17 protein-coding genes are annotated in these 22479 nt (G+C 47.8%); 5 read left to right on the forward strand and 12 right to left on the reverse strand.

Features of this window, described 5'->3' with window-relative positions:
* Positions 1 to 9: 9 nt before the first annotated feature.
* The 4 genes from ACVA58_RS19475 to ACVA58_RS19490 all read right to left on the reverse strand — a co-directional run bounded on the left by ACVA58_RS19475 (position 10) and on the right by ACVA58_RS19490 (position 6275).
* On the reverse strand, positions 10 to 1212 hold the full coding sequence (locus ACVA58_RS19475; RefSeq protein ID WP_446512028.1) for an efflux RND transporter periplasmic adaptor subunit: 1203 nt from the start codon (positions 1210 to 1212) through the stop codon (positions 10 to 12).
* Between the two features lie 175 nt (positions 1213 to 1387).
* Positions 1388 to 2269, reverse strand: coding sequence for a LysR family transcriptional regulator (locus ACVA58_RS19480; protein ID WP_446512029.1), 882 nt, complete (start codon positions 2267 to 2269; stop codon positions 1388 to 1390).
* A 146-nt stretch (positions 2270 to 2415) separates the two neighbouring features.
* Positions 2416 to 2904: a copper chaperone PCu(A)C gene (locus ACVA58_RS19485; RefSeq protein ID WP_446512030.1), complete on the reverse strand. Its 489-nt coding sequence runs from the start codon at positions 2902 to 2904 to the stop codon at positions 2416 to 2418.
* 662 nt (positions 2905 to 3566) lie between these two features.
* Positions 3567 to 6275, reverse strand: a complete 2709-nt coding sequence (locus tag ACVA58_RS19490) for a cation-transporting P-type ATPase (RefSeq protein WP_446512031.1) — start codon at positions 6273 to 6275, stop codon at positions 3567 to 3569.
* A gap of 96 nt (positions 6276 to 6371) precedes the next feature.
* On the opposite strand from ACVA58_RS19490, the gene ACVA58_RS19495 reads away from it, so the two are divergent.
* The 4 genes from ACVA58_RS19495 to ACVA58_RS19510 are packed head-to-tail and all read left to right on the forward strand — an operon-like array spanning position 6372 to position 11183.
* Entirely contained in the window at positions 6372 to 7184 is an 813-nt protein-coding gene (locus ACVA58_RS19495) for a formate/nitrite transporter family protein (RefSeq protein ID WP_446512032.1), read from the forward strand.
* Positions 7185 to 7232: 48 nt separating this feature from the next.
* Positions 7233 to 9323, forward strand: a complete 2091-nt coding sequence (fdhF, locus tag ACVA58_RS19500; protein WP_446512033.1) for a formate dehydrogenase subunit alpha — start codon at positions 7233 to 7235, stop codon at positions 9321 to 9323.
* Between the two features lie 2 nt (positions 9324 to 9325).
* Positions 9326 to 10357: a 4Fe-4S dicluster domain-containing protein gene (locus tag ACVA58_RS19505; RefSeq protein ID WP_446512034.1), complete on the forward strand. Its 1032-nt coding sequence runs from the start codon at positions 9326 to 9328 to the stop codon at positions 10355 to 10357.
* A complete protein-coding gene (locus ACVA58_RS19510) occupies positions 10350 to 11183 on the forward strand; it encodes an iron-sulfur cluster-binding protein (protein ID WP_446512035.1) in 834 nt (277 codons plus the stop codon). Before ACVA58_RS19505 ends, ACVA58_RS19510 begins: the two co-directional genes overlap by 8 nt.
* Here the strand turns inward: ACVA58_RS19510 and ppsA are convergent.
* The 8 genes from ppsA to ACVA58_RS19550 all read right to left on the reverse strand — a co-directional run bounded on the left by ppsA (position 11180) and on the right by ACVA58_RS19550 (position 21152).
* Complete coding sequence (ppsA, locus tag ACVA58_RS19515) at positions 11180 to 13588, reverse strand: phosphoenolpyruvate synthase (RefSeq protein ID WP_446512036.1); 2409 nt, start codon at positions 13586 to 13588, stop codon at positions 11180 to 11182. The genes ACVA58_RS19510 and ppsA overlap by 4 nt on opposite strands.
* Positions 13589 to 13600: 12 nt before the next feature.
* Positions 13601 to 13846: an acyl carrier protein gene (locus ACVA58_RS19520; RefSeq protein WP_446512037.1), complete on the reverse strand. Its 246-nt coding sequence runs from the start codon at positions 13844 to 13846 to the stop codon at positions 13601 to 13603.
* Entirely contained in the window at positions 13843 to 15090 is a 1248-nt protein-coding gene (locus ACVA58_RS19525) for a dihydrolipoamide acetyltransferase family protein (RefSeq protein ID WP_446512038.1), read from the reverse strand. The genes ACVA58_RS19520 and ACVA58_RS19525 overlap by 4 nt, the downstream gene beginning before the upstream one ends.
* Positions 15077 to 17104: a pyruvate dehydrogenase (acetyl-transferring) E1 component subunit alpha gene (gene pdhA, locus ACVA58_RS19530; RefSeq protein WP_446512039.1), complete on the reverse strand. Its 2028-nt coding sequence runs from the start codon at positions 17102 to 17104 to the stop codon at positions 15077 to 15079. The genes ACVA58_RS19525 and pdhA overlap by 14 nt, the downstream gene beginning before the upstream one ends.
* On the reverse strand, positions 17101 to 18846 hold the full coding sequence (gene acsA, locus ACVA58_RS19535) for an acetate--CoA ligase (protein ID WP_446512040.1): 1746 nt from the start codon (positions 18844 to 18846) through the stop codon (positions 17101 to 17103). Before acsA ends, pdhA begins: the two co-directional genes overlap by 4 nt.
* A gap of 511 nt (positions 18847 to 19357) precedes the next feature.
* A complete protein-coding gene (locus tag ACVA58_RS19540) occupies positions 19358 to 20149 on the reverse strand; it encodes a hypothetical protein (protein WP_446512041.1) in 792 nt (263 codons plus the stop codon).
* 355 nt (positions 20150 to 20504) lie between these two features.
* Complete coding sequence (locus ACVA58_RS19545; RefSeq protein ID WP_446512042.1) at positions 20505 to 20726, reverse strand: hypothetical protein; 222 nt, start codon at positions 20724 to 20726, stop codon at positions 20505 to 20507.
* Between the two features lie 96 nt (positions 20727 to 20822).
* Positions 20823 to 21152: a DMT family transporter gene (locus tag ACVA58_RS19550; protein ID WP_446512043.1), complete on the reverse strand. Its 330-nt coding sequence runs from the start codon at positions 21150 to 21152 to the stop codon at positions 20823 to 20825.
* 332 nt (positions 21153 to 21484) lie between these two features.
* On the opposite strand from ACVA58_RS19550, the gene ACVA58_RS19555 reads away from it, so the two are divergent.
* Positions 21485 to 22411 carry a TAXI family TRAP transporter solute-binding subunit gene (locus ACVA58_RS19555; protein ID WP_446512044.1) on the forward strand — a complete coding sequence of 309 codons (927 nt, stop codon included), beginning with the start codon at positions 21485 to 21487 and terminating at the stop codon, positions 22409 to 22411.
* The last annotated feature ends 68 nt before the right edge of the window (positions 22412 to 22479 follow it).

Genomic DNA, 22479 nt, shown 5'->3' on the forward strand with positions numbered 1-22479 from the left:
TGTTCTCACCTATCGTGTTTCTGGTTTTGACAGCATTGGTTTTGGCAGCACTGGTTTTGACTGGCTTGGCGTTGAAGCAAGCTGCATACCTTGGTGCATATTTTGTGGTACGTGCGGTGTGACGAGTGCTGTCGTAAGCAGCTTACCGACGGGTTGTCCCGGTTTAAGGTAATGCACTCCTGCGGTAATGATTTTGTCGCCAGCATTAAGGTTGCCAGTGACGCAGGCTAGGTCTGCTTGTAGTGACTCTATGTTTACCGGTGTTGGGTGCGTTTTTCCATTCTCGATAGCAAATACAGTGTGCGTTGTACCGATTTGAATAATGGCTGAATAAGGAATGCAATACTGGCCTTCACCTTGTTCAAATGCGACATTTAACTGTATGGCTTTTCCCGGCAGAGCATCAGTTGTCATCGTCAATACACTATGATCTAGCTGATAGGTGATCTGATAGGTTTGCTTAATCGGATCTGGCAGGGTGTTAACTTCCTTTAGCGTGGCTGGAATAATATCGGTATTGCCATACCATGAAACAGTGCCTGAGGGCTGCTCTTTGAATTGGTTAATCAAGCTTTCCGGTATATCAACGACGGCTTGTAGATGATTTGGCTGGTGGAGAGTAAATACCGGTAACCCCGGAGCTGCCTGTTCAAATTGTTCACTGAAGCGTTTACCGACAACACCGTCAAAGGGTGCGGTTAATTCCGTGTAAGCGAGGGCATCTTTGGCTTTCTGGAGGTTTTGCTCGACTACTTTTACCATCGCTTGGCTACGCTTGTAACCAGACACTGCCCGATCAAGGTTGACGGCAGCGATGGCATTGTCGTTGGTCGCTTGTTTTACACGCTTAAGCTCAATGCTAGCAAGGGCATTCGCTGCTTTTGCTTCATCTAATCGTGCCTCCAGTTCGAGTACTGCGACTTGGTAATCGTGAGGATCAAGTCTAGCGATAACTTGACCTTGCTTGACCTGTTCACCGGTTTTTACCATCACTTCTGTAATGGTGCCTGGCACTTTAAAGGCCAGGTTTGCGGTATCTATTGCTTCTAATACACCTGAGAACTGACGGGTATTGAATTGATGCTGGCCACCAAGCTCCACGACTTGTACTGGGCGCGGCGACTTGTCAACCGAAGTTGTTGTCGTGTCTGTACAACCGCTTAGCGTAAGCATGGCGACGGGTGCCAAAATAAAAGGATTTATTGTTTTCATATTCCATTCCACTCAAAAAAGCTGTTTATAAAAAACAGTGTTATTTTAAGTTTTAAGTGGGAAGGGATAATCAGGCTGTGCTGTGAAACACTGTCATGAAATATGTGACAATAAAGGCGCTAAAACCCTTGCTAATCTGGTTTTATGCCGGTATTTGATACCAAAAATACGACAATCAAAAGACTTTTGGTAAATGTTCTAGTAGGTGATTGATTAGCACTCGAGTTGCATTACTTATGCCCATTCTGTCGGGGTAAACCAGCCATAGATCTTCGGATTGTGATTTACAGTCTGGGAGAATCTGGACAAGCTCTCCGGATTCCATCGCGTTGATTGCGAGTAGCATTGGTAGAAAGCTGATCCCTTGGCCTGCGATCATTGAGCGGCGAATATAGCCGGTGCTGTTGCTGCTAAGAACAGGTTTAACTTTGAGTGTTGAGTCAGTAAAGCGCCATGTGTCTTCGACTCTTCCATCGTGCCAACGATAGCAAATACAGCGATGCTGGGAGAGATCATTGATACTTTGGGGTTCACCGTATTGTTTGATGTATTCCGGGCTAGCTAACAAGAAACGATGTATAGAAGTTATATGCCTTGCGACGAGGCTAGAGTCTTGTAACTGGCCAACATGAAAGCTTAAGTCGAGACCTTGTTCATAAAGATCTTGGTAGCCATTAGTGCTGAAACGGACATCCAATTCGATATCTGGATATTGTAGCTGGAATTGATTGAGGATGGGTTGCAAGAGCTCATCACTGTCGGGAAGTGCACCGATTTTTACTTTCCCTGTCGGCTTGTTGTCGAGCTGATACATTGCCTCTTGTGCTTTCTCTAACCCTTGAACCACCTTTAATAGCTCATGATAGAGCACTTCACCATGCTGGGTCAGGCGTAGTTTTCGCGTGGTTCGGAAAAAGAGTTGGGCATTGAGGTATTTTTCCAGTTCGCCAATGCGACGGCTTACATTAGCGCGAGGTAAGTCGAGTGCATTCGCGGCCGCAGAGAAGCTACCGAGTTCAACAACGGTGGTAAACAGTTTCAGGTCGTCCAGGCGCATAAGTGTCGCTTATAGATAGTATTTACAACTTTACAGTGTAAATGCCGAGCTTTAGCAAGGGAATGACAAATGTCATGAAGGGTGAAGAAGAAAGCCGCTATGACGGCGGCTTAACGAGGTAGAACATGAACGCTTAGAATGAATTATCAGTGATTACTGTGGTCCATTTCTTCTTTCATGCCCTCTGGCATATAAGTTGCTTCTTCCACTTTGACTTCAACCTTAACGGTTCCAGCATGTTTGAAGTTCAGGGTTAATGGGAAGCTTTCCCCCAGTTGTGGCACCTCTTTTAGATTAAAGAACATAATGTGATAACCACCTGGTTTCAATGCTTGTGAGTCATTTGCTGGGATATCAATCTTCCCTACTTCACGCATTTTCATCATGCCGTCTTCATGCATATGTGCGTGTAGTTCGGTTTTCCCTGCGATAGGAGACGAAGCACTGATCAGTTCGTCGCTGTTGTTGCTTTGGTTCATGATATTGAAAAATGCAGCTGCAACTTGCGAGGTGGGCGGCACTTGTTTTGACCAAGGGTGGGTAATGTGTAAATCACCCGCTTTGTAATCGTGAGCGCTAACCGTGGTGGTGAATGCGAATAGACTTCCCAGTAGAATACTTTTTATAGTTTTCATTACGTTCTCCAATTGGCGTCATGCCAGTTAAATTTATTAATCTATTTCTCTTTAAGTCATACTGTGTACTTAAGATAAAGGAGGAGAATGTTTGGGCGCGATCAGGTATAGCCGGTCAATAACCTGCTTCTGTAGTGATTGATATTCAACAAGACGTCCTACAAATTGAATGTAATGAACAAGCGTGTAGCTAGCGTCTAAAGATAAGTTTTTATTGTTATGTAATTTGAAGGTAGGGCAGTGTGCATTGAAGCTTTGGTGGTCACTGCTGTGTTGATGGCTGTTTTTTTGTTCGAGTACTGATGTAGAGGTCCAGCGTAACCCTTCTGATGTACAAATCAGGACTTTTTGACCTGTTAGCCAACCTGATTGTTTAGCAAAATACTGAGGGTTAAGGACAACAACTGAAGAAAGCAGTGATGATGCGATGAGAGCAACAATAACAGAGACACTCGTCCATTTTCGGCTAGTGCAGTTTCGGCGATTCAATGATTGATAAGAAAATGGGGTCTCAGTGGGCATGAAGCGGTATTTGTTATTGTTATGATGCAAGAATAGTAGCAGGCAAGAAGAAGCATGTAATTGGATTTGTTAATTTTATGTGGTGATTTTGAGATCGAAGTACCAACTCTCTTTGGACTTAGTTGTTTATGATTAAGCAACTAGGAGGGCGGTTGTGATCTAGATTGGTATTTTCTCATAATGGCTTTTTCGACTTCGACGAGGATAAAAACACTTGAGGCAACGACGATAATTTGTGGCCAGGCACTCATCTCGATTGCATAGGTGCCGAACAGTGTTTGCATTATAGGAAGGTAGGTAAAGCCAAGCTGGAAAACGCTGAGAGCCGCGATAGCCAGAAGAACATAGCGGTTCCCCACAATGTCTTGACGGCGGCAAATAGGGGCCAGAATAAAGCGGGAATTAAAGAGGTAGAATACTTCAAACATGACAAGAGTATTCACTGCAATAGTCCGAGCGCGTTCAATATCAGCATGGTGGGTCAGTTCCCATTGGAAAAGTCCCAGTGTGCCTCCCATGATAATGATGGAGACAAAGACGACTCGCCAAATAAGGTGGTTATTGAGCAGGGGTTGGCTAGGAGGACGGGGAAGGCGTTGCATAAGGCTCGACTCTTTGGGCTCAAAAGCGAGTGACAGTGCCAATGTCACGGCAGTGATCATATTTACCCATAGGATTTGTACTGGAGTTAAGGGTAACTGCGGGAAGCCAAGTAAGACAGCGGTGAGAATGATGAGGGCTTCACCGCCATTGGTCGGCAGGATGAACAGGATTGCTTTTCGTAAATTGTCGTAAACAGCCCGCCCCTCTTCAACTGCGGCGGTGATAGTGGCAAAGTTGTCGTCGGCCAATACCATCTCAGAAGCTTCTTTTGCTGCCTCTGTCCCATTTTTACCCATAGCGGTACCGATGTCAGACCGTTTCAGTGCTGGTGCATCATTGACGCCATCTCCGGTCATGGCGACGATATGGTGATGCTGTTGTAGTATTTTGATTAGACGCATTTTGTGTTTGGGGTTAACCCGGGCATAAATATCAATTTGGGTGGCAACCTCGAACAGTTCTTCATTACTGAGTTGGTCCATTTGATGACCGGTAAGTGTTTCTTGGGCATTTGATAGCCCTATCTGGCGGGCAACGGCTCGAGCTGTTAGTGCATGATCGCCGGTGATCATTTTGACTCGAATGCCGGCTTTATTGCAGATATGTACGGATTCAATCGCTTCTTCGCGCGGTGGGTCAATCAAGCCAAATAACCCTAACATGATGAATTGATCACCCATATCATCGAAAGTCAGCTCAACCTGATCTTTTTGCGCTGCACGGTAAGCGATCGCTAATAGTCGTTGGCCATTCTGTGCCTGTTGCTCGATCATCGAGAGCCAATAGTCCGGTTGTACGGGGACGGGACCGGAAGCGGTGAGTTGCTGGTGACACATCTCCAGAATACGCTCTGGTGCTCCTTTGAGGAAAATAAAGGCCTGCCCATCATGGCTATGGTGTAACGTCGCCATAAAGCGGTGCTCAGATTCGAAGGGGATCAAATCAGTGCGTGGATATTGATTTTTTACACCGGCTGCATCAAGTCCGATCTTAGTACCTGCAACTAATAAGGCACCTTCCAAAGGGTCCCCATGGATGAGCCATTCGTGCTTTTCTTTGCGAAGTGTGGCGTCATTGCACAGAACGGCAGCTTCGATTGTTTGCAATAGAGGTGAGCCGGTTTCGGGGAAAACGGTTTGATTGCCACAGGTCAGAATACCGTGTGGATCATAACCGGTGCCACTGAGCGTATAGTGGTTGTCGACGGTGATAATTGTTCTGACAGTCATTTCGTTGCGGGTTAATGTCCCCGTCTTGTCGGTGCAGATCACAGTGACTGCACCTAAGGTTTCGACGGCAGGAAGACGACGGATTACGGCCTTACGCCTAGCCATTCTTTCGACGCCGATCGCCAGAGTGATAGTCATAATAGCCGGTAGTCCCTCGGGTATTGCGGCAACGGCTAGGCTGACAGCGGCAAGAAACATATTGGTTAAGGGGTAATCCCGGATCAGGACACCATAGGAAAAGGTGGCGGTTGCTAAAGTCAGGATAGTGGCTGTCAGCCAGCGACTGAAGAGGGCGATTTGTTTGAGTAACGGGGTTTGGGTTGATCTAACCTTTGATACGAGTTCACTGATCTGCCCCAATTCAGTTTTAACCCCTGTCGCGACTACAATTCCAGTTCCAATACCATGGGTGACCAAGGTGCCGGAATAGGCCATGCAAGCACGGTTTGCCAAGTCGCTCTGGTATGTAACCGGTTCACACTGTTTATCCACGGCGACAGACTCTCCCGTTAAGGCTGCCTCTGAAATTTGTAGCCCTTTGGCACGGCAAAGCCGCAAGTCGGCAGGTATTCGATCCCCAGATTGCAGTAATACGATATCCCCGACGACTAAGTTCTCCACGGCGATGGTTTGTTGCTGGCTGTTGCGAATAACTTCGGCACTCGGTGATAACATTTTTTGAATGGCCTTGAGGGCATCTTCTGCGCGGCCTTCCTGGATAAAGCCGATGATGGCGTTGATCAGTACAACCCCTGCAATGACCCCCGTGTCTAGCCAATGGCCAAGAAGGCCCGTTATCAGCATGACGGCTAGCAACACGTAAATAAGCAGGTTGTTGAACTGGAATAGGAACCGAACCAATATCGAACGGCGTTGCGGGTCCGGTAACTTATTCGGACCGTGATGGCGACGGCGGTGATCAGCTTCTGAGGTGCTTAGCCCATCGGGGTGGCTACTTACAGCCTCAAAAGTTCGCTGTATTGAGTAATGATGCCAGGGGGGGGGCGGCTCATGCATGGCAACCTATCCAGCAACCGGATTCTGTCTATGATTGATTATTAGGCAATCTGGTCTAGCTTGTGTGTATGAATAATGGGAAAGAGAAATTATTGAATGGCTGACATCTTTGGTTTTGACGCGTTCTCCCCCAAACAGATCGCCGAGAAGGTTGATAATATCGGTGTAATAAAAGCAAGGTTGCCATTGGTTTCAATGGTCATGCTCGGCGTCCTTGCCGGTGCATTTATTGGTCTTGGAGGCTTATATTTCACCTTGGTAAAGTCTGATGCCTCTTTGGGATTCGCCTCCCAGCAAGTGCTGGGCGGATTGACCTTTTCGCTTGGCTTACTATTGGTGATTGTTGCTGGAGCAGAGCTATTTACGGGTAACAATTTGCTTGCTATGGCATGGGCGGATAAGAAAATAACCACTCAAGAACTACTAAGAAACTGGCTGATCGTCAGTTTGGCTAACTTGGTGGGGGCGGTAGGCCTTGCTTTCCTTGTCTTCTTTTCTGGTCACGCCGCCATGAATGATGGAGCCATAGCGGTCATGTACGCACAAATTGCTGCGGCTAAGTGCGAGTTACCGTTTTGGACCGCTTTTTTCCGAGGGGTATTGTGTAACGTTTTGGTTTGTATGGCGGTTTGGATGGCACTTGCTGGACGAAGTGTGATTGATAAGGCGGTGGCAATCGTCTTTCCTATTTCGGCATTTGTCGCGGCTGGTTTCGAGCACAGTGTTGCGAATATGTATTTTATTCCTTTAGCCATGTTACTCAAAGTTTCGGGTACGGTTGACGTTGCCGATTCTGTTTCTATGCTTGGGTTTGTCGGCAATTTAGTTCCGGTTATTTTGGGCAATTTAGTCGGTGGCAGTGTGTTAGTCGGGCTGGTTTATCACATCATTTACTTACGTAAGCAGTAATTGGCGTGGTGCTATAATTTAGCTGGCAATAATGATCAGGCAATCAGCATGCATTCCAAAGTTGTGAAAACTGTCTGCCCTTTCTGTGGTGTTGGCTGTGGTATGTATCTAACCAGCGATTGGAAAGGGAAAGTGTGTGGCGTTACGCCACAGTGGGATCATCCAATCAGTCGAGGTAAGCTTTGCGATAAAGGGTGGAGCACAGTTTATGCGGTTTCATCGGAGAGTCGTATTACTCATCCTTTACGAAGAGAGCATGATAAGTTTGTCCCTATCAGTTGGGAAGAGGCACTTTCTTCTATTAGCCGTGCCTTGCAAGACATAATCGATGACGATGGGCCACAAGCCGTAGGCATTATCAGTAGTGCTCGAGCGACCAATGAAGATAATTATGCCGCCCAAAAGTTTGCTCGCTCGGTACTGAAAACCAACAATGTTGATCACTGTGCCCGAATTTGTCACAGCCCCACTGTCGCGGGGCTCAAGCAAGTACTGGGCTCGGGAGCGATGACGAACAGCACCGATGATGTGTCGAAGGCCGATGTCATCATGGTTATTGGTGCCGATCCAACTGAAAACCATAGTATTCTGGGCGGACAAGTGATCCAGGCCAAGTTAGCCGGAGCCAAGCTTATTGTGGTCGATCCTCGCGTGACACGACTTGCAAAGCTTGCTGATATTCATCTGCAACTTCAACCTGGAACAAATACCGCTCTGCTTAATTCGATGCTACAAGTCATTGTTTCCAATGACTGGCATGATCAAGACTTTATAGCGCAGCGCTGCGAAGGGTTTGAAAAGCTTGAGAAGCACATTGAGAAAGTAACACCTGAATCAGTTGAAGCGATCACAGGCCTTGATGCCGAGCAAATCCGGCAGGCTGCAAAGCTATACAGCCAGTCTGAGCACTCGATGATTTTGTATGGGATGGGGATCACCCAGTTTGTAAGCGGGACAACCAATGTGATGGCCCTTGCCGACTTGGCGCTGGTTTGCGGCCATATTGGTAAGCCGGGCACGGGAATCAACCCTTTGCGGGGGCAAAATAACGTTCAAGGTGCTTGCGATATGGGATGCTTGCCCAATGTCTATCCCGGCTATCAACTTGCTGACGAAAAAGAGACTCAAGCGAAATTTTCCGCTGCCTGGGGAGGTGACGTTGCCACGAGCGCCGGGTTGACGTCGATGGGAATGACAAAAGCGGCATTGGCTGGTCAGTTTAAGGGCCTGATTTTGTTTGGTGAAGACCCTGTTGTTACCGACCCAGATCAAAATCATGTTCGAGAAGCGTATCAGGCGCTGGATTTGCTGGTGGTGGCAGAGTTGACTATGACAGAAACAGCCAAACTGGCTGACATTGTATTGCCTGCGGCTTCGTTTGCAGAAAAATCGGGTACATTTACCAATTGTGAGCGAAGGGTGCAGTGTATTCATCCCGCTGTTCCGCCGCTTGGGGAAGCGGTGGGTGACTGGCAGTGGTTGCAGGCATTAGCTAAGGCAATGGGTAGTGATAGGCTCGATTGGCCTGATACTGAGTCAGTGTTTGATGAAATGGCGCGGCTGACACCGCAATACCAAGGGATGAACTACCCTAAACTGGAGCAGGGGTTTGGCTTGCAATGGCCTTGCAACGAAAGCGCGCCTCAGGGGACGGCAATTTTACATCAGCAGCAGTTCCCCATTGGCAAAGCGAGGCTGACACCGGCCCATTATGTACCGATCGACGAGTCAACAGACGAAGACTACCCATTACTTCTTACCACTAACCGGCTACATTTTCACTATGGTTGTGGCTCGATGAGCCGGAAATCACCATTGCTTGAGCGAGAGACACCGCCGGGCATCTTATTTATAAACCCACTCGATGCCAAGGCCTTATCACTGCATTCTTATCATCCCGTAGGGGTGCGCTCTCGGCGGGGATATATCGAAACAAGGGCCATGATCACAGATGATGTCCCGCCAGGAGTGGTCAGCATGCCGTATCACTTTAAAGAAGCGCCTTCGAACCAATTAACCAATACGGCCTTAGATCCAATCACCAAAATGCCTGAGTTAAAGGCCTGTGCTGTATCCGTGACGGCATTACCGGTAGATCATATGCCTAGCCCGGTATGGCAGTTAACAGGGGAGGGGTAAAGATGCACAGTACTTACCTGTTGGAGTCGCTAGATAATTTACGTGAACACTTGGCGCAATCTCGAGAGATATACCAAGCTGTGGCATTTGCTGATGATGAACATGCTGATAGCCATTGGCAGTTAGTTTCTGGTGGTCATTGGCCGCCTATGGCTGAACAAAAGCCGCTGCAGTCCCCCAAGTCATTTTTCTTTGCTGAGCAGGAGCCGTTATATGTCTTTGACGGTGAGCTTTTTAAAGAGGTGTTGCCAGCGCCAGATCCGTTCGTGCTATTTGGTGTAAAGAGTTGTGATTTGATGGCAATCCATTATCAGGATATCTTTTTTGAGCAGGACCCTTATTATCAGGCTCGGCGCAAACAGGCTCTTTTGGTCGGCGTTGACTGTATCGACCCTTGTGAGCATGGGTTTTGCCACATGGTCAATGCGGGGCCAAGTGTAAGGGATGAGACCGCAGATTTACTGCTTCATCCGGTGGATTCACAACGTTGGTTGCTGGTGGTTTTGTCTGCCTTGGGGGACGCGGCATTGCAAGGTATGGAATTGGTTCCAGCATCGCCAAATGATATCAGCTTGCGGTGGGAGAATATAAGCCATTGTGAGCAGTCCTTTTCTGATTACTCGTATATTCTCGATGGAATCAGCAAACTGAATCAAGACCTTGTACCCGAGGCGTTGTGGGAGCAGTTGGGAGTGCAATGTCTCGGTTGTTCAGGGTGCACAACACTGTGTCCGACCTGCTCTTGCTTCGCTACCCGCCCGGAGGAAAAGACCTCCTCTTCTGAGACGTCGGTGACTCAAGTTCGCTTTTGGGATTCTTGCTTGTACGAAAGTTTCCAGCGTGAGGCAAGTTTTCATAACCCGACGGCAGAAGCAGGCTTGCGGGTGAAGCGTTTTTGGTACCATAAATTTAGCGATGACTTTATACCTGAATTCGGCCGTTACGGGTGTGTCGGGTGTGGTCGCTGTGAGTTGACTTGCCCCGGTGTGGTAGGGGTTCATGCCGTGATGAAAAGGATTGTTGACGATGCTTAGCCTGACGCCTAATCCAATCAAAATCTTGGACTTTTATGATGATGGTGAAAACACACGTCATTATCAGTTTTGTATTCAGAATCCTGAGCAGCACTTGGCCCCATGGCTGAAAGCTGAAAGTGGGCAGTTTTTCATGCTTTGCTTGCCTGGTGTCGGAGAGGCGCCGTTTACCTTTACAGCTCTGCCGGATGAACAAGGTTTATTCAAGGCCCTAGTTCGCAAAACCGGGAGTGTGACAGAAGCTTTGTTCAGGTGTGGCCTCGGGGATGTGATCGGTGCCAGAGGTCCGTTTGGCCGAGGTTGGCCAATGGATAGCTTGGCACAGAAACGTATTCTTGTTGTCGGTGGTGGCTGTGGGATCGCCCCTCTTGCGAGTGTGATTGAACCGATGTTGGATCGTCAGGACTTTATCCAGATGGAAGTTGTTTATGCGGCACGCAATAAGGCGTCGCTAATGCTGAATCCAGAACGCGAGCGTTGGCAGCACTGTATCCCAATGTTTAATGTGGTCGAAGATGTGACAGGGTTGAACGAAAGTGAATACTATCAGGGTACGGCACTGGGTATATTACCAAAGGTGTTACACACATTTGGTGAGCAGCCGGATAGGGTGTTACTTGCTGGCCCTGAAGCAATGCAAACGGTGGCCGCGGAATACCTTGTTGCATACGGTATTGACCCTAAAGCGATATTTTTGTCGATCGAGCGCCGTATGCATTGTGCTGTTGGTCTGTGTGGCCACTGCTACCTCAACGAAAAGTATGTTTGTAGCCATGGCCCAACCTTCTCCTGGGCAGAACTCCTGCGCTATGATATTGCCTGTTAATCCTCAGAATTGATTGATTGCTCTGCTTGGGCAATGACCTGGCAGCCTTTGGCAAATGAGTCTGGATTGAGGGAGATCGAGTCGATACCGCAACTGACCAAAAACTCGGCAAACTCCGGGTGATCGGAAGGTGCTTGCCCGCAGATCCCGACTTTACACCCCATGCTGTGGGCAACGGTGATCACATGTTCTATCATGCGCTTGACGGCATCATCTCTGGCATCAAACATGGGTTTTAGCTCCGCGGAGTCACGGTCTATCCCCAGAACAAGTTGGGTTAAATCATTACTGCCGATGGAAAAGCCATCGAAGCGTTCAGCAAAACGCTCTGCCAGAATCACATTTGAAGGGATTTCACACATAACATAAACTTGCAGACCGTTTTTTCCCCGCTGAAGCCCTGTTTGGGCCATCACCTCTAGCACTTTATCTGCCTCATCGACCGTACGGCAAAATGGGATCATGATGATAATATTGTCAAACCCCTTGTTATGCCGTGCTGCAGCAATAGCTTGGCATTCGAGTTGGAATGCTTCGCGATAACTCGGGTGGTAATAACGTGATGCCCCCCGCAGTCCAAGCATAGGGTTTTCTTCGTGAAGCTCAAAAAACGTTCCGCCAAGAAGCCCGCGGTATTCATTGGACTTAAAATCGGACATCCTGACAATGACGGGGTTGGGGTATTGGCTAGCCGCAATTTTACTGATGCCAAGTGCTAAGGTTTCGACAAAAAAATCAGGCGGGTTCGTAAAGCTGCTGCTGCGTTGCTCAATGGCTGTTCTGACATCGGTATCTGTCACTTTATCTGGGTGAAGCAACGCCATTGGGTGAACCCCTATCTGGCTTGAAATAATAAATTCAATACGTGTCAAACCGATGCCGGAGCAAGGTAATTGCCACCAATGGAAGACACCGTCGGGCATTGCGGCATTGATCATCACTTGAGTGCGGGTAGAAGGGAGAGATTTAATGTCAATGCGTTGAGTCGTAAAGTCTACGATACCGTCATAGACTTGTCCGATCGTTCCGCTGGCACAACTTAGAGTGACGGGTTTGCCGTTAGGCAGTACCTGAGTGGCCACTCCGGTGCCTACAATGGCCGGCACTTTAAGCTCCCGGCTGACAATGGCTGCATGACTTGTTGGCCCGCCCGTGTCAGTAATGATCCCTGCGGCTTTCTTCATCAGTGGTACCCAGTCTGGATCAGTACGTTCCGTTACTAAAATCGCGCCTTCTGGAAACTGTTCGATATCGTCGGGGGAAAGTACGGTGTAGGTCTTGCCATTGGCAACAGCGCTCCCGACGCTGGCACCTTCAAGTAGGATAGGGGCATTAGTGTGATCCAGCTGATAATTGACTAAAACATCATGGCTCTTTTGTGCCTCTACCGTTTCGGCTCTTGCTTGAACGATACAAAATTGTTTCGTTTGGCTGTCTTTAGCCCATTCTATATCCATGGCTCGGCCATAGTGGTTCTCGATGAGCACCGCCCAGCGGCTGAGCTGTAGGATTTCATCATCAGTTAACACTAAATATTGTCGCTCATCAACGCTTGTTGGTATCGTGATTGTCGGGGGGAGGGCTGGCTCTCCATGAGCAAATACCATTTTTTCTTGTTTATCTCCCCGTACCTTCTCGATAATTGGGCATAACCCGGGTTGTTCAAGCAGGGGTTTGTAGACCATAAACTTATCAGGGGTGACGGTCCCTTTAACGATACTTTCACCCAGTCCCCAGCTTCCACTGATCATTACCACATCAGGGAAACCGTTCTCGGTATCCAGAGTGAACATGACGCCAGCGCATTCAGATTCAACCATTTGCTGTATACCAACAGAAAGTGCGACTTGCTGGTGAGGAAAACCTTGTTCTTGGCGGTAGACGATGGCCCGATCAGTATACAATGAGGCAAAACACTGCTTGCACGCATCAAGAACATGCTGGTCACCCCGGATATTGAGGTAGCTTTCTTGTTGACCTGCAAAACTGGCCTCTGGTAGGTCTTCGGCAGTGGCTGAACTACGCACCGCAACGGCCAGTCCCTCTTGCCCAACTTGCCGCCCTAACTGGTGGTAAGCATCGAGGATGTGACGCTCTTGGTCGTCAGTAAACTCACCGTGGTTGATCAGCTCCCGGATCTCTTCTCCTGCCTCTGTGAGAGTAGCCGTACCATTTTGCATCGCGTCTAGCAGGGTATTGATTGGGTGCTCAAGTTGATTTTGGTGAAGAAAGTCGCGAAATAACTGGGCGCTGGTCGCAAAGCCATCAGGAACCCTGATCCCTGCTTGGTGAAGCTGGCTGTGCATTTCCCCTAGGCTGGCATTTTTGCCACCGACTAAGGCGATATCTTGGGCGTGTAATTGAGAGTACCAATATATCTGCGGCGCAGAAGTCGTCGAGTCCATCACAGTATCCAGTTATTGGTTATGGGCTTGAAGGTAGCTTAATAGCTGGTTGTAGCTTCTTACTTTAGGGTAATCACTTTCAGGAACACTGATACCTGATTGCTGCTTGATTTCGGTTAGGAGGTTGAGAAAATCCATTGAGTCTAAATCGCATTCATCCCGTAGATCTTCCTCCGGATCGATTTCGGTGATATCAATTTCAGGTGCTATACGTTTAAGCGCGCTAGCGATGTAATTTGCCGTATCCTTTACCGTCATAAAAGATCCTCTGGGTGTTGAAGCTGTTTAGCCATCGCGTTGAGGAACCGGGAGCCTACTAGCCCGTCGCTAACGCGGTGATCCGCGGAAAGGGTAACGGTCATTAGATCGCCGATTGCTATATTTCCGTTATCCACTAATGGGGCTTGGCGTAACCGGCCTAGACCAACAATGGCGACTTGTGGCGGATAGATAACACCGGTAATAGCGTCAGCGCCTCTATCTCCGATGCTGGTTACTGTCACGGTGGCACTTCCCAGCTCTGAGCTTCTGAGGCGGCCTCGCCGTCCTCTTTCAGTCTGATCCCGCAAAGAGACCATCATTTGATCCAAGTTCAGTTGATCCGCATTAAGGATTGCCGGTACAACGAGCCCTTCATCACGAAGGCTAATGGTGTTTCCGATATGGATGGCTTGGGATGGCGTGAAGCTGCCATTTTGATAAAAGCCATTTAGGGCAGGGTAGCGCGGTAACTGTCGGGCTATCGCTGTAAGAATGACTGCTGTGATAAGTAAGCGCTGTTCTGGTTCCCGTTGTTGATTCTGTTGTATAAGCCATTGTTGTGTTTTGCTTAGATTAACCTCAAGCGAGAGATAGTAATGAGGGATCTGTTGTTTAGATAGAGACATCGCCTCGCTGATCGCCTGTCGCATGGCTGATTTTTTATGATCGACATCTCGGCTCGCTTGCGCTTCCGGTGCAGTTGGTAAGTCGCGAAGAAGAATGGCCCCGTTTGGACCACTTCCTAGTAAACCGGATAGTGCTATCCCCCTTTGATTAGCCAGTTGGCGAGCCGCTGGCGAGACTATTTGCCGTGTAGGGCCCCGAGACCCATAGCGTTCAGTATGAGGGGGGAGGTAAGGCCGATGAGCAATAGGGGCAGGCTGGACAGTGACTTCATGATGTTCATGTTCGGGTGATGGGCTAGAGGTTATCGGATGCGATACATGAGTTGCCTTGCTTGATGGTGATTGGCTGCCTGTCTCAGCCATTCTTGCCATCACACTGCCAACTGGGAGCTTGATAGTAGGCATGACAAGCAATTCGGTAATGATACCGTCATGATAGGCCTCCATATCGATAGCGCCTTTGTTTGTTTCAATAACGGCGATAATGTCGCCTTTCTTTACTTGATCCCCCGGCTTAATTTGCCAGTCAATTAAGGTGCCATCGCGCATGTCGGCACCTAAAGCTGGCATTGTGATGTCAACCAGGGCATCGTAGGGGGAGCTACTGTTCATCATGATGCTTCCCTGTTGTTTCCTCCCACGGCGGGGCAGCTAGCGCCATTTTTGCTGCGGTAACAATTTGCTGAGGCTGTGGAAGTGCCGCTTGTTCTAAGTGTTGGGGGTAGGGAATCGGTACCTCTTGCGTGCAGACCCGGCCTACCGGGGCGTCAAGGTACCAGAACGCTTGCTCCATAATGATGGCACTGATTTCACCAGCCAGGCTACCGGTACACCAGGCTTCATCGATGATCACGGCGCGGTGTGTCTTGCTAATGCTGGCGACAATGGTTTGGTTATCGATGGGGCGTAAAGTGCGCAAATCAATGACTTCAGCACCGACCCCCTCTTTGCTTAGTATGTCTGCAGCCTGTAGCACTTTAGGGAGGCTCCCCCCATAGGTGATAAGGGTGATGTCTGAGCCTTCTCGCCTAACCAGTGCTTTATCCATTGGCCCGTCAGGTTGCTCATTGATCGCGCCACTTTCATTGAGAAGCATGACATGTTCGAAAATGATAACGGGATCGGGATCCGATAAGGCAAACCCCAGCATATGTCTTGCATCATTGTGGGTTGCCGGGCTGAGAACTTTCAATCCTGGCACATGGGCGTAAAAATTCTCCCAGCTATGGGAGTGTTGTGCCGCGAGTTGTTTCCCCGCACCACAAGCCATGCGTATCACCAAGGGGACATTAAATTGCCCTCCAGACATGTGAAGGAGGGTGGCGGCACTGTTGATGATTTGATCCATTGCCAATAGGCTGAAATTTACGGTCATGACTTCGACAATTGGCTTCATTCCTCCGAGAGCCGCGCCGATACCAACCCCGACAAAGCCGGATTCACACAAGGGAGTATCAATCACTCGGTCTGGGCCGAAGTCATCAATCAGCCCTTTGCTAACGGCATAGCACCCTCCATATCGACCGACATCCTCTCCCATGAGGAAAATTCGCGGGTCACTGTTAAGGGCATCACTTAGGCCGTTTCGTAATGCTTCGCGGTAGGTGAGTTCACTTTTTTGCTGTGTATTGATCTCGGGGGCAGGTGTATGGCTGGCATTGCTGTAGACAAATTGGGTGAGGCCCTCTACGGGCTCCAACTCTCCAGCCTCGGCAAATCTAATGGCGGCCTCAATTTCTTGCGCGATCTCGGCTTCGATAGCAATCAGTTCACTGTCCTGAAAATGATTGTTTTTCTGTAACCATTCTATTAATTTTTTCACCGGCCCTTTTTGTTCCCAAAGTGCTATTTCAGCTTTGTCCCTGTAGAGCTGTGTATCAAAGCTGGAATGTCCGCGAAAACGGTAGGTCTGACATTCAATGAAATAAGGCCCCTTGCCCTGCCGGATATAATCCAGTGCATTTATGGTGGCCGCTTCGGTATCGACGACATTCATGCCATCGACCTGGACGGCGTTGATGCCATAGCTCTGGGCTTTTCGGGCGATATTGGTTTCCGATTCTGAAAAGGTAAGAGCGGTACCCATTGCATAGCGGTTGTTTTCACAGATAAAGAGCACGGGAAGCTGCCACAGAGCGGCCAAATTCAGGCTTTCATGAAACTCCCCTTCGGCGACAGCCCCCTCACCGAAGAAGCAGACGGCAATTGAATCGCGTTGCATCTTCTTGTTGGCCATTGCCAGCCCCGTAGCCAATGGGAGCCCACCACCAACAATCGCGTTACCACCGAAAAAGTGACATTGTTTATCAAACAAATGCATTGAGCCACCCCGGCCACGGCTACAGCCATTAGCGCGGCCATACATTTCTGCCAATATGCTTCCCATACTCATTCCCCGAGCCAGGGCATGGCCGTGTTCGCGGTAAGTGGCAATGATTTGATCTTCAGGGCTGAGGGCTGACATTACGCCAACGGCTATCGCCTCTTCCCCAATGTAAAGGTGAAGAAAGCCCCGTATTTTTTCTTGGGCGTATAATTCGGCACATTTTTCTTCAAAACGCCGTATTCGAAGCATTTGGCGTAATTGCTCGATAAGGTGTTGGCGGTTGACATGGAGTCTGTTTGTCATTGCTCGTCGCTCTCCAACGTTGAGGTGTCTCCTTCAGGTAGCCCAAGCTCTCTCGCTTTTAGCAGCCGGCGCATGATTTTGCCGCTGCGGGTTTTCGGTAGATTTGTGCGAAAAGCGATTTCTTTGGGTGCTACGGCAGCCCCAAGCTTTTTCCGTGCGAGCCCTAACAATGCTTGCTGAAGCTCATCATCAGCACTGATGCCAGGCTTGAGGGCGACAAAGGCTTTCACTAATTGGCCGGCAACAGGGTCCGGTACGCCTATAACCCCAGCTTCTGCCACGGCAGGGTGTTCCATCAAAACGCTTTCTACTTCAAAGGGGCCGATAAGATGGCCTGATGACTTAATGAGATCGTCTTTACGTCCGATAAACCAGAAATAGCCATCTTCATCTCTCATTGCTAGATCACCACTTAAGTACCATCCATTGGTGAAACATCTTTCGTATTTCTGTTGTTGATTGAGGTAACCTCTGAACATGGATGGCCAGCCGGACTTTATTGCTAGCTCGCCAATGATCATCGGTGCCAGTTCTTCAATTGGCTGATTACTGTCATCGGTATTGATAATGGTGGCCTCAATGCCAGGGAGTGGCTGCCCCATTGATCCGGGTTTAATCGGTTCACTCGGATAGTTGGCAATCATGATCCCCCCCGTTTCGGTCTGCCACCAGTTATCGTGGAATGGTATACCTAGGATCCGGTTGCTCCATTCCACGGCCTCTGGGTTGAGGGGCTCACCAACGCTGGACATAAAGCGCAATGCTGATAAGTCGAACTGAGCGGGGAGTGCATCACCGGCTTTCATTAGCATACGAATCGCGGTGGGAGCGGTATACCAAACAGTAACGTGTTGGTCTTGCAAAAGGGTGTACCAACGCTCGGCATCAAATTCGGCTTCGTCAACGATCATCGTGACCCCGAGGCATAACGGCGCAATAATGCCGTAGGTCGTACCTGTTACCCAGCCGGGGTCGGCGGTACACCAATAGGTATCTGTAGGCTTGAGGTCGAGGGCATAGTAGGCTGATATCATGTGGTGTTCAACGGCTTGATGAACGTGGATAACGCCCTTGGGCTTACCCGTTGTACCACTGGTAAAATGCAGCAGGGCAACGTTTTCAGGTTGGGTTTGTACCGTCGTACTTTGCTGAGTGGCGTTAGCGAGGAGTGAATGAAAGTCAAAACAATCAGGCTCGTTGTCTGGATTGCCGTCAATAAGCAATATTGCTTTTAAGTGGGGAAGCTCCCGCCACCAACTTTTTAGTTTTTTACGATAAAGAGCTTGGGTGGTGACCACCACATTAGCTTCACCAATCTCCATTCTTGAACGAATGGGATCGGGGCCAAAAGCAGAAAAAAGAGGGGTGAAAACACAACCCGCTTTTAGTGTTCCCAGCGCGGTGACATACAACTCTGGTCTGCGTCCGATAAGGCTATAGATACGGCTGCCGGATGCTAATCCAAGGTGGTGTATTAGGTCGGCAAAAGCACTGGATTGTTTACTAAGTTGATGATAACTAAACTCAACGATCTGATCTTTTTTACTTATCCAGCGAATAGCGACCTTGTCCTCGAAAGGTGTTCCGAGGTGCCGGTCAATAGCCTCGTAGCCAATGTTTATCCCGCCAGATGATAGTCCCTTAGGTTGAGTGCAAAGAGGAGGCATCTGGTTTTGTGCGTGTTTATAGTCTGTAAGGTTGGCATTGTCAGCCAACACCTTATTGAAAATTGGCTTTACCATCGTTAATGCTCGAGAAAAGAATCAGGATTATGACAGCGCTTAAAGCGAACTAAATCTCGACAAAGTGTGGTTTATTTCTTGGTTTTTGCCATTGCAGTGTTGAGAGAAAGCTATAAATAACTCTTTATAAACTCAACATCACCTTCGGCAATCATATAGTAGGTGAATTTTTGATCTTGCCATGAAGCGTGGGCCAGAGCTTCCGAGATTGACTGGGTTTCTTCATCAACGTCAGGAAGATAAAGTCATAATATCGACTTGATTTTATTGCTGCCCATTACTCTGTTCCTACTTGCTCTAAGCTATCGTCGAAGTCGGTTAGATCTGATTCAATTGTCTTGTATAACATTGCCTTATATCTTGAAACTCTAGGCGTGACTATATAGGTAGTTATGAGGCTGGGTATTTGAGCTGTATTCATTAAAAATACGCTGTGTCTACCGCACCCCATGTTTTGGGTATCTTGGAGGACACAGCGCTACAGGAAACTTATCTGTTCACTAAGTGTGAATTAGCTTTTGGTGAAACGGTAAGTCTGAATCTTTTGCTCTTCACCATTAACGAGTGCATAGGTGTCAACCATCCAAACATTCTGACCCGCAAACCCTAGCTCTAAGCGAACAGTTGATGAGTCGAAGTTTTTGTAGATACTTGCTTGTGCGTTAGTTGGGTAGAAGTTATAGCGGTTCATATTCTGTTGGAATTCACCAGCAAAAGTAACTGGTACGTTGCTTGCGTTGTCTGTCACTGTAAGGCTATATCCAGCTTCGGGGGTATAGGCAAAGTTTGCATTAAAAGAGAGTGCCTGTGCTTGACCGTCAACGCTTACATTGGTGATGTTGATGCTTGCTTCGGTTGTCTTCGCCAAGGAGCCAGAGGCATTTGCAGTTGCATTTACTGGCTGCTCGGTTGCTCCGCTCCAAATGTTGACATTCCAGTTTCCGGTGAAGTTATCAAGCTTGTCCCAGTTTTGTGGCTGAGAATTGGTTGTTGCAACTTGTCCACCATTACCAATTTGCGCAAGGGCATCATTACGGCTGTCATGACGTTGGTTATCACGGTTATTATGAATATCAGCAGAAGCTCCTGCCACACCACCAGAAACGCCGCCTGCAATTGCACCTTTAACAGCAAGATCTGCATCACCAGTTAATGCGCCTAATGTTAGACCAAGAAGAGCACCGCCAGCAGCGCCTTGTTTAGTCAGTGCATTTGGGTCATCTTGATTATCTGGATTTACACAACCTGTAAGAAGAGTCAGGCCGATGATAGAAACAATAGAAGATTTGGCGAATGTATTCATGACGATTCCTGCTGATTAAATTGTTTTAAGGCTGCATCAATGCCGTGATGGCGTTTTGTTATGGCGCTAATTTAACAGCATGAAACTGAATCATTCCTGTATGAATTGAACGGTGTTTTTTATATTTCAAAATGTAAGTACGCTTGCTTTTTTACCTCAATAAAGCTTTTGGTCGCTTCCAACGTAGGTGGTTGATTTTAAAAACGCTGTTTTTAAATACGGGCGAAATTTTGATGTACTGGTTTGTGTAAATGAAAATCTGTGCAAGGTTTTTATGGTAATTGTAAGGAGGTGTAACTGCCGTGGGGGCGGTGAAACGACGAATACGTACACGATTAACCTGTTTGGAAAATGATTACTGCCCAAGTTGACGAGTTTGATTCATGGTTCGCGACCCACCTGCACCATAACTGTTAATATCAAATCGATTTTGGGGACGGTGTCGCTTTCGTTCGAGGCGACTCAAGTCAATTTGGTATTGCTGCTTTAATAAGTTGATAACTACATCCAACTCTCTCTTCGGGGCTTTGTTGTTTACAAGGTAGTAGTAAAGATTGATGGCGCGTTCTTCAGTCATTTATATCTCCAAATTAGAATATTTAAGATTATAGACAAAGAGTGAGGACAAGAATTTTGTTGGATTCTATACCATCAATGATTAACTGTTTTTAAATTAATGGCTATGAGCAGCGCCGCCGAGATTGATAATAGCGATGCCAATTGCAACGATGACCATGCCTAACCAAACTTTGGCATCAAGGTGTTGTTTGTAGATAATTCCTGACATTGCCGTCACGGTGACAATCGCAAGCCCTGCCCAGATAGCATGGACAATACCTACAGGTAGGGACTTCATTGCTTGGCCTAAGAAAAGAAAAGCGATGAGATGCCCGAGAATCACAATGGTGCTGGGTAACCAGTTTGTGAATCCGTTCGTGGCACGAAGTGCGACATGTGATGTTGCTTCTGCCATTACTCCCAACAGTAGAAAAAGCCAGCCCATTATTATTCTCTCTTATTTTCATTGTGATGTGCGGTATCAAGATGAAGGGCAGTATAGCCATTTCTGTAGTGATGATAATTGTGCTTGAATGCAAATGACTTTTTACGTGTGGTAACAATCTAGGCGGGTAAACGCAATTTATAATTTCACTCTAAGCAGTGACTGCTACTGATACCTTTAACACCACCAATATCTCATTTTCACAACTTTCACAATTTTAACATTTAAATGCAGTTTCATTTGATGCAACATCGGTATGACAATAAAACCTGATGCTTATGTGTCTAGGTTAATACTAACAATCAGGCATTCTGAATGAGAAGGAGTACTCAATGCGTTCAATGATCAAAAAAGGAATTATCTCTCTGGCACTGGCGGTCTCTTTGCCCGTTGCGGCGGCCAACTACACGATAGGTACCGGTAGCCAAAGCGGGACTTACTATCCTTTAGGCGGTTTGCTGGCCAAGGTCTGGAGTGAGAATATTGAAGGCTTCAATATGCGTGCAGAAGTCACTGCCGCATCGGTAGAGAACGTCATTAAAGTCTCTACCGAGCAACAGCTAGCCGGTATCGCGATGGGGAATGTTGTCCAGCAAGCTTACCAAGGCACTGAGCCTTTCCCTCGTAAGATGGATGTTTCCGTGTTGTTTGCGCTATACCCTAATGTTGTCCAGTTCATGGTACCTGCGAATTCGGACATTAAGTCAGTTGCTGACTTAAAAGGTAAACGTGTTGCGCTGGGAGCTCCTGGCTCTGGTACGCGTGTCAGTGCGCTGAATATTTTAAAAACCTTGGGCGTTGAAGAGGGTGATGTGCGTGGACAAGCGCTGAACTATACCGCGACCACTGAAGCGCTGGCGAATGGTCAGATTGATGCCGGTGTGATTGTGGGTAGTCTGGGTGTCGGTGCAATCACAGAATTGGCGCTGACGCGTGATATCCGTATTTTGTCATTTAGCGATGAAGAAATAGCGAAAATTAACCAAGACAATGCTTCATACAGCGGTCTGGATGTTGATGCTGACAGTTATCGTAATGTACCTGCTTTCCAAGCACCAGCGGTATGGAATGTATTGGTGGTAAAAGGGGACTTGGATAAAGATTTAGCTTACGAGATGACCAAGGTGGCTTTCGATAATATCGATCAGATCCGTCAGTCTATCGGCGTAACCAAGTTCACTACCGTTGAAAACATGAATAAGCTAGCAGGTATTCCTCTTCACCCTGGTTCTCAGCAATTCATGGATGAGAAAAAATAAATAACCGAAGTAAAACCTATCGATATCGATGGTTGAAGTAATACCCCCGAAGTCATTCGGGGGTACAT

Source organism: Photobacterium sp. DNB22_13_2, from assembly GCF_052873915.1.